Origin of the sequence: Candidatus Poriferisodalis multihospitum (assembly GCF_028283155.1) — a bacterium.
In the GTDB taxonomy this organism is placed as follows: domain Bacteria; phylum Actinomycetota; class Acidimicrobiia; order Acidimicrobiales; family Poriferisodalaceae; genus Poriferisodalis; species Poriferisodalis multihospitum.
This window is the reverse complement of sequence record NZ_JAPYOK010000040.1, coordinates 78,696-92,600: the sequence shown is the minus strand read 5'-3', so window position 1 is coordinate 92,600 and position 13,905 is coordinate 78,696. Positions and strand designations below refer to the sequence as shown.

At 67.4% G+C, this 13,905-nt stretch carries 14 protein-coding genes and 1 tRNA gene; 10 read left to right on the top strand and 5 right to left on the bottom strand.

All coding sequences use genetic code 11. The features are described from left to right. Nucleotides 1-13: 13 nt before the first annotated feature. Complete coding sequence (locus VI480_RS03645; RefSeq protein ID WP_323671455.1) at nt 14-1,099, bottom strand: LLM class flavin-dependent oxidoreductase; 1,086 nt, start codon at nt 1,097-1,099, stop codon at nt 14-16. 76 nt (nt 1,100-1,175) lie between these two features. Here VI480_RS03645 and VI480_RS03640 point away from each other — a divergent pair, with 76 nt between their 5' ends. From VI480_RS03640 to VI480_RS03630, 3 genes are all read left to right on the top strand, one after another. Beyond that, complete coding sequence (locus tag VI480_RS03640; RefSeq protein WP_323671454.1) at nt 1,176-1,715, top strand: NUDIX hydrolase; 540 nt, start codon at nt 1,176-1,178, stop codon at nt 1,713-1,715. Between the two features lie 63 nt (nt 1,716-1,778). Beyond that, nucleotides 1,779-2,498, top strand: coding sequence for a response regulator transcription factor (locus VI480_RS03635; RefSeq protein ID WP_323671453.1), 720 nt, complete (start codon nt 1,779-1,781; stop codon nt 2,496-2,498). Then, complete coding sequence (locus VI480_RS03630) at nt 2,495-3,850, top strand: HAMP domain-containing sensor histidine kinase (protein WP_323671452.1); 1,356 nt, start codon at nt 2,495-2,497, stop codon at nt 3,848-3,850. The genes VI480_RS03635 and VI480_RS03630 overlap by 4 nt, the downstream gene beginning before the upstream one ends. 19 nt (nt 3,851-3,869) lie before the next feature. Here the strand turns inward: VI480_RS03630 and VI480_RS03625 are convergent. The 4 genes from VI480_RS03625 to VI480_RS03610 form a co-directional block, all read right to left on the bottom strand. Further along, nucleotides 3,870-3,942: transfer RNA gene (locus VI480_RS03625), tRNA-Glu, on the bottom strand. A gap of 13 nt (nt 3,943-3,955) precedes the next feature. Next, nucleotides 3,956-4,444, bottom strand: coding sequence for a DUF2017 family protein (locus VI480_RS03620; protein WP_323671451.1), 489 nt, complete (start codon nt 4,442-4,444; stop codon nt 3,956-3,958). 56 nt (nt 4,445-4,500) lie between these two features. After that, entirely contained in the window at nt 4,501-4,839 is a 339-nt protein-coding gene (gene clpS / locus VI480_RS03615; RefSeq protein ID WP_323671450.1) for an ATP-dependent Clp protease adapter ClpS, read from the bottom strand. A gap of 4 nt (nt 4,840-4,843) precedes the next feature. Then, a complete protein-coding gene (locus VI480_RS03610; protein WP_323671449.1) occupies nt 4,844-5,866 on the bottom strand; it encodes a COX15/CtaA family protein in 1,023 nt (340 codons plus the stop codon). A gap of 36 nt (nt 5,867-5,902) precedes the next feature. On the opposite strand from VI480_RS03610, the gene VI480_RS03605 reads away from it, so the two are divergent. The 7 genes from VI480_RS03605 (at nt 5,903) to VI480_RS03575 (ending at nt 13,900) form a co-directional block, all read left to right on the top strand. Then, a complete protein-coding gene (locus VI480_RS03605) occupies nt 5,903-6,802 on the top strand; it encodes a heme o synthase (protein ID WP_323671448.1) in 900 nt (299 codons plus the stop codon). 181 nt (nt 6,803-6,983) lie between these two features. Next, nucleotides 6,984-8,750 carry a cbb3-type cytochrome c oxidase subunit I gene (locus VI480_RS03600; RefSeq protein WP_323671447.1) on the top strand — a complete coding sequence of 589 codons (1,767 nt, stop codon included), beginning with the start codon at nt 6,984-6,986 and terminating at the stop codon, nt 8,748-8,750. Next, nucleotides 8,750-9,370, top strand: coding sequence for a cytochrome c oxidase subunit 3 (locus VI480_RS03595; protein WP_323671446.1), 621 nt, complete (start codon nt 8,750-8,752; stop codon nt 9,368-9,370). Before VI480_RS03600 ends, VI480_RS03595 begins: the two co-directional genes overlap by 1 nt. 7 nt (nt 9,371-9,377) lie before the next feature. Then, nucleotides 9,378-9,935, top strand: coding sequence for a hypothetical protein (locus tag VI480_RS03590; protein ID WP_323671445.1), 558 nt, complete (start codon nt 9,378-9,380; stop codon nt 9,933-9,935). Then, entirely contained in the window at nt 9,935-11,095 is a 1,161-nt protein-coding gene (coxB, locus tag VI480_RS03585; RefSeq protein WP_323671509.1) for a cytochrome c oxidase subunit II, read from the top strand. Before VI480_RS03590 ends, coxB begins: the two co-directional genes overlap by 1 nt. Before the next feature lie 26 nt (nt 11,096-11,121). After that, complete coding sequence (locus tag VI480_RS03580) at nt 11,122-13,224, top strand: cytochrome c oxidase subunit 4 (RefSeq protein WP_323671444.1); 2,103 nt, start codon at nt 11,122-11,124, stop codon at nt 13,222-13,224. Next, the gene (locus tag VI480_RS03575) at nt 13,217-13,900 is read left to right on the top strand and encodes a cytochrome c oxidase subunit 3 (RefSeq protein WP_323671443.1); all 684 of its coding nucleotides are present in this window, start codon (nt 13,217-13,219) and stop codon (nt 13,898-13,900) included. Before VI480_RS03580 ends, VI480_RS03575 begins: the two co-directional genes overlap by 8 nt. Nucleotides 13,901-13,905: the final 5 nt, after the last annotated feature.

Here is a 13,905-nt window from a genome sequence, read left to right as displayed (position 1 = left end):
CGTACTGACCCACTCAGCCGGCCGCCAGCCGGGGAATGATCTCGTTGCCGACACGTTCGAGCACCTCGTAGCGGGGGTCGAAGTTGGGCAGGATCATGATCTGGTCGAGCCCCCGCTCGCCCAGGTCCGCCAGCCGTGCAGTGACCTGGTCGGCAGTGCCCACGATGCAGGTGGCATCGATGAGCTCGTCGGTGAGAAACCGGGCCTCTTCGGGCAGCACCCAGCAGTTGTGGCCGGCGTGGATGCGCTGGTGGATGCGATCGGGGTCGGTGTCGTCGAGCATGGCGCAGTACTCGTCCCAGACCGCTTCCAGGCGGGCGCCGGGCGACCGGCCGAACTGCCGGTACTGGTCGTAGGAGTAGTGCAGCGACGCCATCGCGAAGGCGCCCGCCTCGTGATGGACCCGCTCGCGCTGGCTGGCAAGCGTTTCGCCGTCGTCGAGGATGACGATCGTGGTGAGCGAGCACATCAGGTAATCGGCTCGGTCGATCGTGCGACCGCCGGCCGCCGCACCCTCTTCGATGTACTCCCAGACGCGCGCCGTGGCCGAGCCGTCAGGCGGCACCGAGAGCACTGCGCCGTCGCCGTAGCGACCCGCCAGCCCCAGCGAGCGCGGCCCGAATCCCGACACGTACAGCGGGATCTCGTCGTCGAAGTTGACGAACCCGTTGTCCGGCATGATGTGACGTATCGGCTGCGCGCTGCCGCCGAAATGGTGGACGGCTTCCTCGCCACGCAGCAGCGGTCGCAGCGCTGCTAGGTACTGGTCGAACTCCGCGATGCGCTGCGGCTTGTGTCCCATGATCCGCATCGCCGTGTTGCCGGTGCCGATGCCGAGAAAGGTCCGCCCGGGCGCAAGAGCGTTGATCGTGGCGATCGACGCGGCGGTCACCGGAGCGGGTCGCGTGCCCGAGACCGATACGCCGGTGCCGAGCTGGATGGTGCTGGTGCGCTCAGCAGCAAGGGCGAGGGTGGCGTAGCAGTCCGACCACAGCATGTGGCTGTCCGCGAACCAGGCGTGCGTGTAGCCGAGCTCCTCGGCCCGCTCGACGTAGTCGAGATCACCGATGTGCGATGCGATACAGATTCCCAAGTCCATGTCTGTTCCCCGTTGTCGACCCGGCCGAACCCTGACATGTACATCCCGGCCAGCGTGGACACGCTAGACACGAACCGTGGCATCCGATGGGGCGAAGTCGTCGAAGAAGGGCCACAAGAAGGCGGCCCAGGCTCCTGCCGCGCAGATCACGGCGAAGGCACGCCGGCGCCACATCGAGCGGGGCCGCTATTCCCATGCGCCCGTGGACCGAGCGGCCGGCGGCGTGGTGTGCCACGACGGTGCCGTGCTGGTGGTGCACCGGCCGCGGTACGACGACTGGTCGCTGCCGAAGGGCCACCTCAACCGGGGCGAGTCCTGGGAGGAGGCGGCTTTGCGGGAGGTCCGCGAGGAGACGGGCGTGCGGTGCGCGATCACGTCTGCGCCCTACCCGGTCAGCTACCTGATCGCCAGCGGGGTGCCCAAGCTGGTGCTCTTCTATGCCATGGCTCCGACGAAGGTGCCCAAGCGGCTGGCGGGCGACCCGAGCGAGGTCGACGAGGTGGCCTGGTGGGACATCGCCGACGCCGTACGAGCGCTGAGCTACGAAACTGAACGCGAGGCCTGCGCCGCGCTCACCATCTCCCACCTGCGCCGCCGCAGCTCCGCCGCCGGCTAGCCGCCAAGCCGTCGGGCTCGGACTCTCATGGGTTTCTCATGATCCGCAATCCAGAATGAGGCCATGGGTGCTGATCTGCCGAACCGGAGCAGCCCCGCGGTAGCCGTCGTCGACGACGATCAGCGCATTCGAGCGGCATTGCGCCGCGCCTTGCAACTCGAGGGCTATGACGTGCTCGAAGGCAGCGATGGCCTCGAGGGCGAGGCGCTGGCCGGCCGCGCAGACGTGATGGTGCTAGATGCCACTATGCCGAATCTGGGCGGCTTTGAGCTGTGCCGTCGCCTGCGCGCCACCGGGAGCCGCCTGCCGATCCTGCTGCTGACAGCCCGGGGCACCACCGCGGATCGGGTGGAAGGGCTCGATGCTGGTGCCGACGACTACTTGGCCAAGCCGTTCGCGCTCGACGAGCTGCTGGCTCGACTGCGGGCGCTGCTGCGCCGGAGTGCCGAGAGCTCTTCACCGGAGGAAGGTGAGCGGTTGGCGTGCGCTGGCATCGTGCTCGACACCGCCAGCTACGAGGTGACCTGCGCTGGCGAGCCCGTCACTCTGACCCACACCGAGCACCGGCTGCTGGAGCTGTTCCTGCGCAACCCCGGTCGTGTCCTGCATCGCGACGAGATCTACGACACGGTGTGGGGCTACGACGCGTCGCTGGCCTCGAACTCCCTGGAGGTCTACGTCGGCTACCTGCGGCGCAAGCTCGCGGCGGCGGCAGCGGGCTCCGACGGCCACAGCCCGATCCAGACCGTGCGCGGCGTGGGCTACGTGCTCCGGCCCGCATGAGTTTTCGCACCCGGCTCGGGCTGCTGGTGGCAGCCTCGGTCGCCGTTGGAGTGCTGGCAGTCTCGGGGGTTGCACTCTGGATTGCCCGCGCGGAGGCTAGGTCGGCGCTCGACCGCAAGCTGGATGACCGCGTCGCCGTGCTGGTCGCAAGCGGTGGACGTCTGCCTGAACGCCGGGGCGTGCAGTTCTTCGGACGATTCGTGCCCCGCGATGTGCTTGTCCAGATCGTGGCCCCGAACGGCGCGGTGGTGTACGCGTCTGACGAGGTGCTGCCCGTGGCACCCGCCGACCTTGCCGTCGCGAATGGCCGGGCTCGCCGCCATCGGACTGATGTGTCCGCGGACGGCGTGCGCCTGCGAGTGCTGACGGTTCCGGTGGCGCCCGTCGGGGCGCTGATGGTCGCGAGCCCGCTTGACGAAGTGGATGCGAACGTGGCTGGCTTGCGCAACGCGCTGGCTGTTGTGGCCGCCATCGGCGTCGCGGGAGCCGGATTGTTGGGATTCCTGGTGGCGGGCCGCGCCATCCGGCCGGTGCGGCGGCTCACCGATGCGGCACGGAACGTCGCGCAGACTCAAGATCTGGACCAGCCGATCGAGCTGGAACGCGACGACGAGCTGGGCGAGTTGGCACGCAGCTTCAACGCGATGCTGGAGGCCTTGGCGCAGTCGCGCGCCCAGCAGCATCGATTGGTCACCGACGCAGGCCACGAACTGCGGACACCGCTCACCAGCATCCGCACCAACATCGAATTGCTGGTGCGCGCTGAAGCCGATGAGACCTCGGCGATCCTCGATGCAGACGAGCGGCGCCGAATGCTCGACGATGTGCAGTTCGAGCTGGACCAGCTCACCGAGCTGACAGCCGAGCTCGTCGATCTGGCCACCGATCGGCGGGCACAGGGCGAACCGGAACCGGTTGATCTGGCCGAGTTAGCAGCGTCGGTCGTGGATCGGCACCGCCGCCGCACCGAAACGGATTTTGTGACCGCTTTGGAGCCGTGCGAGGTCGTTGTGAATACGGCGCTAGTCGAGCGAGCGATCGGCAACCTCGTTGACAACGCGGTGAAGTGGTCCCCGCACGGCGAACCCATCGAGGTGAGCGTCGCTCCGACCGACCGGGAGGCTCGCGTCCGCGTGCGCGACCGCGGGCCCGGCATTCCCGCGGCCCTGCGCGAGACGGTCTTCGAGCGGTTCTATCGGGCTCCCGAAGCGCGTTCTCAACCCGGCTCCGGCCTCGGGCTGTCCATCGTCGACTATGTCGCTCGCAGTCACGACGGCTCTGCTGCTGTCATCGACACCGATGGCCCCGGCGCCACGGTGGAACTCCGTCTCCCGCTCGCCGGGCGTGGCTGAAACTGCCGCTGATTGCCAGCACCCCCAACGGGATTCGAACCCGTGCCGCCGGCGTGAAAGGCCGGTGTCCTAGGCCGCTAGACGATGGGGGCAGGGCATCTCAGGCTACGCGGTGGTGGCGTCGATGAGTTCGGCGAGCAGCCCGCCGAGGTAGTGGTAGCGCAGCCGTGGCCGCTGTGCGGGATCGTGCGGATCGATCTCGGCGGGATCGTCTTCCTCGGAGATGTCGAGCTGGGTGCCGAGCACGAGGCGCAGCTCGTTCAGGCCCTGCATCCAGGCGGTGATTTGCTCGTCGTCAAGGTGGTCGGCAGCGAGCGTGCCGTCGAGCAGATCGAGGTGGTCGAGGCGTTCGGCCAGCAGTTCGTCGCGCATCAACCGCTGGTACTCGGCATCGCGGTCGGGATCGCTCAGGTAGGCAGGCGGGAACAGTCGGCGCAACGAGGGGTCCAGCCCATCGCCGCCGTCGCGTGCAGGCGTGTGGTCGAGCAGGTTGGATCGCAGCTCGCCCACCATGTCGGCCAGCAGCCGCCGCTCCCAGTCGGCCAGGTGCACGCTCACCAGCGAGCCGCGGGCCCCGAACCGTGTGCCGCTCACAGGGCCTCCGCCGTCAGAGCGTCGCTCAGTCGCTGGTGCAGCGCCGCGAGCACAGCTCAGTTGTCCTTCTGCATGGTGGCCCAGAGGCCGTACTCGTGGAGCCTGAAGACATCCAGCTCGGCCTTCTCACGTGAGCCCCAAGCAACTGCGGCACGGCCCTTGTTGTGCACATCCAGCATCAGCTCGGTCGCCTTGGCCTCGCTGTAGCCGAACAGCTTCTGGAACACGTACACGACATAGCTCATCAAGTTGATCGGGTCGTTCCAAACCAGCACCACCCACGGCACGTCAGTGCTGTGCTCGTCCTCGCTGGTCGGATCGCGGACAACTTCGGGGTCGGCAACGGCTGGGGCGTTCGCCAGCCGAGGTGCGACAGTCGGAGCAGTCGGGCTCACGGGTTCATTCTGCGAAGCCGCGGCCCGCGATGCCAACCGATTCGGCAACGCCGGTCTCTGCTGAGGCGCGCCGTCCAGTCTCTGCCGCGAGCACCAAGCGGGTCATCGTGATGGTGAGCAGCGTTGCGCCGACGACATGCAGCGCCACAAGCAGCACCGGCAGCTCATTGAAGTACTGCACGTACCCGATCGCGGCCTGCACGGCCATGACGCCGATCACGATCCGAATGCGCCGCCCAAGCTCGGCCGTTGTCTCGCCTCTCGTTGTCGCGACCAGCCGTCGCACCCGCAAAGCGAGCAACAAGGTGGCTGCAGCTAGGACTGCCACCGTGATGCCGTGAATGCGGGCCACCGACGGCAGGGCGTACTGCAGGCGCTCGACATGCTCGTCACCGCCGTGGGGCCCGGTGCCGGTCACCACCGTCCCGGTCCACAGCGCCGCAGCCGTGAGCGCCGCGGCCAGCCATGCGAGCGTCCGGACCTGCGCCGGCGGCCGGGCAGCGCCGATGCCGCCGGGCGGCGGCTCCCACGACGCTCGATGCTGCAAGACCACCGCGGCCGACACCAGCACCTGCGACGCCAGGAAGTGCGACATCACGATCGGCGGCGACAGGTGGGTCAGCACGGTCACGGCGCCGAGACCGATCTGGAAGATCACGCCGGCCACCAGGCCCAGCGACCACCACACCAAGTCGCCCCGGCGTGGTTGCCGCCACCAAGACGCAGCGACAGCCACAACAACGGCCGCCGACACCAGGCCGGTCACGATGCGATTGCCGAATTCCACCCAGCCGTGAAAGTCGGCCGCGGGCACGAACTCGCCGGGCTCGCAGGTCGGCCAGTCGCTGCATCCCAGGCCGCTGCCGGTGAGACGCACAAGCGAGCCAGTGACGACGATCGCCACGAGCGACCAGAGGGCCCAGCGCGCGATCACGGCGAAGCGCTCGGGCGTGACGTACCGCCTGCGCCCTCGCAGGCGCATCGGATTCAGCCTGCGCCCCCGCGGCGACGGGTCCGGCAAATTCACGCTGAAACGTTAGGGGCGACTCGTAGCCTCACAGCAATGCTGGCGGCGCTGCGCCCAACACTGCGTGGATCGACATTGCGGGGATACGTCGCGCTCACCAAGCCGCGCATCATCGAGCTGCTGCTGGTGACGACGGTGCCGCCGATGTTCGTGGCCGAACGCGGCGTGCCGTCGGTGGCGCTGATGCTGTTCACCGTGGTCGGCGGCACGCTGTCGGCGGCCGGCGCCAACACCTTCAACATGTACATCGATCGCGACATCGATGCGACGATGGCTCGCACGGCCCACCGCCCATTGGTGGTCGGCACGGTGACACCGCGCGCTGCGTTGATCTACGGCGTGGTTCTCGAAGCGGCAGCGTTCGGGATTCTGTGGTGGGGCGCCAACCTGCTTGCAGCCCTGCTCGCGTTGGCTGCGTGCCTGTTCTACGTGTTCGTGTACACGCTGTGGCTGAAGCGGTCGTCGGCCCAGAACATCGTCATCGGCGGAGCGGCCGGCGCTGCGCCGGTGCTCGTCGGCTGGGCCGCCGTGACCGGCACGCTGTCGCTCGAGGCCTGGATCGCGTTCGCGATCGTCTTCTTCTGGACGCCGCCGCATTTCTGGGCGCTCGCCATCCGCTATGCCGACGACTACGACACCGCCGAGGTGCCGATGCTGCCGTCGGTGGCCAGCGAGCGCTCGGTGCTGGTCCAGATGACGCTGCACACCCTCGCGGTGATCGCGCTGTCGCTGTGGTTTGCCGTGGCAGCCGACGCCGGAGGCCTGTACTGGGCGGTCGCGCTTGCCGGCGGCGCTGCGTTCGGATGGCAGCTCGTGACGCTGTGGCGGGCGCTGACGCCCCAGACCGCGATGCGCGTGTTCCACACCTCGATCGCGTACCTGGGGCTGCTGTTCGCGGCCATGGCTGTCGACGTGGTCGTTCGGCTCAGCTGGTGATGAAGCCAGAGGCTGAGCCGCTCGGCGAAGCCGTGGCCCGAGCGGCCCGTGAGCGCAGCGAACAAGAGCGGGAAGGAGCGGGGCGAACAATCTGGTTGAGGGGGCCGCGGGTCGCTAGAGTGCCCCGTTGGCGTCGCCCCAAAGCGGCGCCGCCAGCCGAGTTCGGGAATCACTTCGCCGCATGACCGATGCCACTACCGAAGCGACGCATTCGGGGGGATCTGCCGGGGCCGTCCCGGCAGAAGACCCGACGGCGTTCGGCTGGCTCAACACCGCCGACCACAAGCGCATCGGCCGGCTGTTTATTGCCTGCTCGCTGCTGTTCGCCCTGGCCGGCGCGATCGCAGATCTGCTCGTGCGATTCGACCTGACCTCGTCCAGCGACCACACCGTCCTCAACGCCGACTCGTTTGTGCAGGTCTTCACGTTCACCCGGGATGCCTTGGTGTTCGGCATGCTCATCCCGCTGTTCCTGGGTATCGCCATCTATGTGGTGCCGCTGCAGGTGGGAGCGCCGAACATCGCCTTCGGGCGCGCGGCAGCCCTGTCGTTCTGGGGCTGGCTGGTGTCTGCAGGTGTGCTCGTCGGGGCGTACATCGCCAACGGCGGTCCCGGCGGCGGCTTCTCGGACGGGGTGGATCTGCACCTGCTGGCTCTAGCGGGGCTCGTGATCTCGCTGCTCACCGGAGCGATCTGTGTTGCCGTCACCACGCTCACCATGCGTGCGCCGGGCATGTACATGGACCGCACCCCGCCGTTCGCCTGGTCGGCGCTCGTCACGGCGTCGATGCTCGTGGTGAGCCTCGGCGTAGTGCTCGGCCAGATCGTCATTCTCTATATCGAGCACCGCTACGGCCCGCGCTTTCTCGGCGGCAACTACGGCATCTGGTCGCGCATCGATTGGATGTACCGCACGCCGCAGCTGTTCATCTACGTGGTTCCGGTGCTCGGCGTGGTCGCCGAGATCATGCTGGCTGCCGCACGCCGCTGGGTCTTCGAGCCGCTGGCGCTCTACTTCACGATGGGACTCGTCGGGCTCTTCGGCTTCGGCGCCTGGGCCAACTTCGGCATCACGGGCGAGGGCGCCGACATCGTCGACGGCCTCGAGGGCATTGTGCTGGTCGGCCTGTATGCGGGCGCTCTCGCAGGAGTCTCGGGCTTGCTGGCGCTGCTGGGCTTCACGCTGTGGCAGAGCCGCAACCGGCCGCGGCCTCGCAGCGGTGCCGTGTCATTGACGCGGCCTAACACGGCGGTGGTCGCTGCGTTCGGCGCCGGAACGCTCATTGCAGTGGCTGCACTGGTCGGCCTGATCGGCGCCGGCGTGGACTGGCTGCAGATCGCGGGACGCGGCGTCGATGGAAATGCTCCCCTGCGATTCACCACCTGGGTCACCGGCCAGCAGAGCCTGCTCATCTACGGCGCCGGGCTGCTGGGCGGGCTGGCTGCGCTGCACTGGTGGGCGCCCAAGATCTGGGGCCGACGGTTGTCTGAGCTTGCCGGGTTCGCCAGCCTCCTGGCAATCGGCGGCGGTGCTCTCCTGGCGTGGCTGGGCCCGACGCTGTCAGGCGTCTTCACCGAGCAGCCGCAGTTCGTGTATGGCGCGCCGCTGCTCACTACTCGCTATGCCGATCAGGTTGACGATTCGGGCGCTGAAGGCCTGTCGGCGCTCGGCGCCGTCGGTGTCGTCATCGTGCTGGTCGGCGTGGCGCTCGTGGTGCTGAACCTGCTCGTGAGCGTGGCCATGCGCAAGGGCGCCGCCACCGAAGCCGACCCGTGGGACGGGCTGACGCCCGAGTGGCTGCTGCCCTCGCCGCCACCGCTCGGCCCTGCTGCGGCTTTGCCGGAACTCACCTCGGGAACCCCTTTGCTCGATGCTGAGCTCAACGGCAACGGGCTCAACGGGACCGGTGCCGCAGCCGAACGCGACGCAGAAGAGGTGCCGGCCTGATGGCGGACACGACGGGCTTCGTCGAAGCTTCGCAGCCGGGGCGCTACAGCGTTCCCGGCCCGCCGCCGCGCCCCCGCAGCCAGCTCGTCGGCACCGGGTTCGCCATCGCAGCCGGAGCCATGGCGGTCGCCGGGGCACTGGGCCACTACATGGCGCGCCGGCATGCCTCGGGCATCGACCCCGGACACGACTGGCTCGCCGGCCAATCGGTGCCGAACCCGCAGCTCGTCTACGCGCTCATCACCCTGCTGGTCTCGGTTGTCACGGCGCACTGGGCGGTGTGGGCCAGCGGCCGCGGTGAACGCGGCCACACCTGGGTGGGCATGGCGCTCACCCTGGTGATGGGGCTCGCCTTCTTCAACATGGTGATGTTCAGCCTGAACCGCATGGAGTTCGAGATCGGCTCGGGCGAATGGGCGACCCTGGCGTTCGCGGTCACCGGGCTTTCGCTGGCCATCTTGATCGTGGGGATGTTCTACCTGGGCTTGATGACGCTCCGTTCGCTGGGCGGCAGCGTGGGCCGCGACCGTTCCACGCCGCTGGGCGCAGCGGTCTTCTTCTGGGATTTCGCCGTACTTGCGTGGGCCGCCACCTGGTACGTCGTGTACGTGGTGAAGTAGGGGATCGATGGTCGGCATTGCCAGCAGGTACTTCGCCGGGCGCATCGCGCTGGCTGCCGCGGCCGCAGTGGCGGTGGGCGTGCTCACCGGCATGGACGGCACCGGTCACGTCGTCATGTACGCCACGATCGTGCTGGGCGTGGCCGCCGGGGCCTTCGCTCTGCTGTTCGCCCTGGCGCTGACGGTGGGCGACGGCGACTCGCTCGACCGGGAGCACTCGCACGAGCACCGACCGACCCCGGCGTACTGGCCGATCATGGCGGCGGTGGGCATGGGCGTGCTCATGGTGGGGCTGGTGACCGACTCCCTGCTCACGATCGCGGGCGTGGCGCTGCTGCTCATCTCCGCGATCGAGAAGCCGCAGCTGCGACGCGCTGTCACGGCATCCGTGCTGGTGCTGGGCGGCGTTGCGCTCATCGTCGCGGGCATCACCTCGGCCGTGATCGGCGAGCGTGAGTTCCATCACCATGGCGGCCACGCCGAAGCCGATGGTCACGGCGAGGCCGACGATCACGGCGCCGGCGGAACGGGCGAGATGAGCGAGTCCGACGGAGGGCACGAGTGATGGGCACCGGCTTCGCTCGACGCTGGCGCCTGCTCGCGCTGGCGCTGCTGGCTGCGATGGCAGCGGGCTGTGCCACCGGTCGCCTCGATGCCACCAAGCCGATCGGCCAGGAGGCTCAGGACATCGACTTCCTCATGCGCCTGTCGGGCTGGATGGCGGTCGGCGTCGGCATCTTCGTGGCTGCCGCAGTCTTCGCGATCATCGTGAAGTTCCGGGCCAAGCCCACCGACGACCCCGATGACCTGCCGCCGCAGATCCACGGCAATCGCAAGGCCGAGCTGACGTGGACGATCATCCCGACGGCGTTGCTGGTGTTCCTCACGATCTTCACGCTGCCGACGGTGTTCGCGCTCGCCGACGAAGGCGACGGGCGCACGATCAAGGTCGAGGGCCAGCAGTGGTGGTGGCAGTTCAGCTACGACCTCGACGAAGACGGCCAGTACGACATCGTGACGGCGAACGACCTGGTCATCCCGACCGGGGAAGAGATCAACCTCGAGATCCACTCCAACGACGTCATCCACTCGTTCTGGATCCCCCAGCTGAACGGCAAGAAAGACGCCGTGCCCGGCCGGATTCACGATTGGCGGATCAGCTCCGACGAACCGGGCATCTTCTACGGCGAGTGCGTGGAGTTCTGCGGGCTGAGCCACGCCAACATGCAGATGCGCACCATCGTGCTCACGCCAGACGACTTCGAACGCTGGGTGGAAGAACAGCTCGCGGGCAAGGCGGCGGCGCAAGCGCTGCCTACCGAAGAAACACCCGAAGCGGCCGGCGCCACGCTGTTCGAGACCCACTGCATCAGCTGTCACGTCGTCGACGGCGCCTACGAGAGCGCGGCGGGGGGCAATGCGAACCTGCTCGCGGGCATCGCACCGAATCTCACCAACCTGATGAGCCGCACAGCCTTTGCCGGAGCGCTGTACGAGACCTACCAGACCGGGCCCGATGGGGCATACCTGCGCAATCCCGACGGAAGTCTCAAGCTCAACATTGCCGAGCTGCGTGAGTGGGTGCGCAACGCGCCCGACATGAAGCCCGCTCGTGCCGACAACCAGCAGGGCATGCTGGACTTCTCAGAGGTGCTGACCGATCAAGACCTCGACAATCTGATGGCCTACCTGAAAACCCTCGGCAGCCCGCCGGTGCTGCCCTGATGAGCAGGGCCTAGGAGAACGACCTGATGGCAATCATCACCGATCAGCCGGAAAGTCCTGATCTTCCGGACGGCTCTGGACCGGGCACCGAGCTCGAGGTGGCTGAGCCGGACTCGCACGGAGACGATTCACCGCGTACCGGCGTCTTCGCCCGTCCCACGCACGCGACCGGCTGGCGCGAGTGGCTCTTCACGGTGGACCACAAGAAGATCGGGATCATGTACGGCGCCCTCGCGCTGTTCTGGTTCCTGATCGGCGGCCTCGAGATCGGGCTGGTGCGCCTGCAGTTGTGGGCGCCCGACGGCGAGGTGATCAGCGCCGACTTCTACAACCAGCTGTTCACCATGCACGGCGTCACCATGGTCTTCCTGGTGATCATGCCGCTGGCGAACGCGTTCGCGAACTATCTCGTGCCGTTGCAGATAGGCGCCAGGGACGTGGCCTTCCCGCGCATGAACGCGCTGGGCCTCTGGATCTTCTTCTTCGGCGGCATCTTCCTGAATCTCAGCTGGTTCCTGGGCGGCGGCGCCGACGGCGGCTGGTTCGCCTATGCGCCCAACACCGGCATGTCCTTCAGCCCCGGCCACGGCATGGACTTCTACGCCTTGGGCCTGCAGATTGCCGGCATCGCCTCGCTGCTGGGTGCCATCAACCTGCTGGTGACCATCATCAACATGCGCTGCCCGGGCATGAGCCTGCTGCGCATGCCGGTGTTCACCTGGATGATCCTGGTGGTGCAGTTCCTGCTGGTGTTCGCCCTGCCGGTCATCACGGTGGCGCTGATCCTGTTGACGTTCGATCGAACCTTTGATGCCAACTTCTTCAACGTCGACGCGGGCGCCGACCCGCTGCTCTGGCAGCACCTGTTCTGGATATTCGGCCATCCGGAGGTCTACATCCTGATCCTGCCGGCATTCGGCGTGGTGTCCGAGACGCTGCCGGTGTTCAGCCGCAAGCCGCTGTTCGGCTACCCGATCGTGGTGCTGTCGGGTGCGGCCATCGGCTTCATGGGATGGGGCGTGTGGGCGCACCACATGTTCACCTCAGGCATGGGGCCGGTCTCGGTGGCGGCGTTCTCGGCGACCACCATGTTCATTGCGGTGCCGACGGGCGTGAAGATCCTGAACTGGATCGCGACCATGTGGGCGGGCAAGGTCCGCTTCACCGTGCCGATGATGTTCTCGGTGTCGCTCGTGGCCATGTTCACAATCGGCGGCTTGTCCGGCGTCATGCATGCGATCGCGCCCGCCGACACCCAGCAGACCGATACGTACTTCATCGTGGCGCACTTCCACTACGTGCTCGTGGGCGGCGCGCTCATGGGCATGTTCGCCGGCATGTACTACTGGTGGCCCAAGGCGTTCGGCTACCACCTGAACGACCGGCTCGGCCGCTGGCACTTCTGGCTGATGCTCCTGGGCTTCAACGTCACGTTCGGGCCGATGCACATCGTGGGCTTGCAGGGGATGGCCCGGCGCCACAGTGTCTATGGGGAATTCGACGGTTTCGAGTTCTGGAACAAGATCGCCACCATCGGCTACTTCTTCATGCTCATTGCCATGGTGATCCTGGCCGTCAACATCTTCCGCACGTGGGGCCGCTACCGCCGGGGCTTGGAGCCGGGGGCCGGAGCCGACCCGTGGGACGGCCGCACGCTGGAATGGGCCATTCCCTCGCCGGTGCCCGAGCACAATTTCGACTACGTGCCCGTGGTGAGCGATGTCGACGACTTCTGGCACAAGAAATACCAGCCCGACGGAACCGGCAAGCTGCGACGGATTGCCTACGGCAACGACATCGCCCAGATCGGCGATCAGCACCCGCACCTGCCGTCGCCGTCGTACTGGCCGATCGTGCTGGCGATGGGCATGCCGCTCATCGGGTTCGGGCTGATCTACAACCTGTGGATCGCCGGCATCGGGCTGTTGTTGCTGGTCGGTTCCATGTTCGGTTGGACCCTTGAGCCGGCCACCGATCCCGATGCGGGTCACGGTCACGGCCACGACGGGCATGGCGACCACGACGATGATCACGGCGGCGGGAATCATGACGACAGCCCCGACGGCCATGATGACGGGAACGGCGTGCTGACCGCCAGCACCGCAAACGGGGAGGCCGCCGGTGACTGACACCCCCACGACCGGCAGCGCAGCGGCCGCCGTCGAACCGGCCGAAGGCGACGAACCGCAGATCGCCTACCCGCGCACGGAGTGGGACGACTACGAGATCATCCCGCCCACCACGAGCCTGTCCAACGAGAAGCTGACGATGTGGACCTTCCTGGGTTCGGATTGCCTGCTCTTCGGGGCGTTGATCTCGACCTACCTGTTGCTGCGCAACCGTCAACCGCTCTCGGGCGAAGGGTCGCTGAAAGCGGCCGATCTGTTCGACATCCCGTTCACCTCGGTGAGTTCGTTCGTGCTGTTGATGAGCTCGCTCACCATGGTGCTCGCGGTGTCGGCGATCGCCAGGGGCGAGATGGAGCGCTGCAAGCTGTGGCTGCTGACCACTGCAGCGCAGGGTGCCGTGTTCATCGCCGGCCAGGTGTACGAGTTCACGAGCTTCTACCGGGAAGGCCTCGGCTTCACCGTCAGCATCTCGTCGTCGGCCTTCTACACGCTGACCGGCTTCCACGGCGTCCACGTGTCGCTGGGCATCATCATGCTGGTCACGCTGTGGGCGATGATCAATCGAGGGATCATCGGTCCTGAGCGAGCAGAGACCGTCGAGATCATCGGCCTGTACTGGCACTTCGTCGACATCGTCTGGATCGTGATCTTCGCGGTCGTGTACCTGATCCCGTAGGAAGT

Excerpts from the sequence above, each read along its gene's own strand:
- VI480_RS03645 (WP_323671455.1), bottom strand. The coding sequence starts at position 1,099 with ATGGACTTGGGAATCTGTATCGCATCGCACATCGGTGATCTCGACTAC.
- VI480_RS03635 (WP_323671453.1), top strand. The coding sequence starts at position 1,779 with ATGGGTGCTGATCTGCCGAACCGGAGCAGCCCCGCGGTAGCCGTCGTC.
- VI480_RS03630 (WP_323671452.1), top strand. The coding sequence starts at position 2,495 with ATGAGTTTTCGCACCCGGCTCGGGCTGCTGGTGGCAGCCTCGGTCGCC.
- VI480_RS03605 (WP_323671448.1), top strand. The coding sequence starts at position 5,903 with ATGCTGGCGGCGCTGCGCCCAACACTGCGTGGATCGACATTGCGGGGA.
- VI480_RS03600 (WP_323671447.1), top strand. The coding sequence starts at position 6,984 with ATGACCGATGCCACTACCGAAGCGACGCATTCGGGGGGATCTGCCGGG.
- VI480_RS03595 (WP_323671446.1), top strand. The coding sequence starts at position 8,750 with ATGGCGGACACGACGGGCTTCGTCGAAGCTTCGCAGCCGGGGCGCTAC.
- VI480_RS03590 (WP_323671445.1), top strand. The coding sequence starts at position 9,378 with ATGGTCGGCATTGCCAGCAGGTACTTCGCCGGGCGCATCGCGCTGGCT.
- coxB (WP_323671509.1), top strand. The coding sequence starts at position 9,935 with ATGGGCACCGGCTTCGCTCGACGCTGGCGCCTGCTCGCGCTGGCGCTG.
- VI480_RS03580 (WP_323671444.1), top strand. The coding sequence starts at position 11,122 with ATGGCAATCATCACCGATCAGCCGGAAAGTCCTGATCTTCCGGACGGC.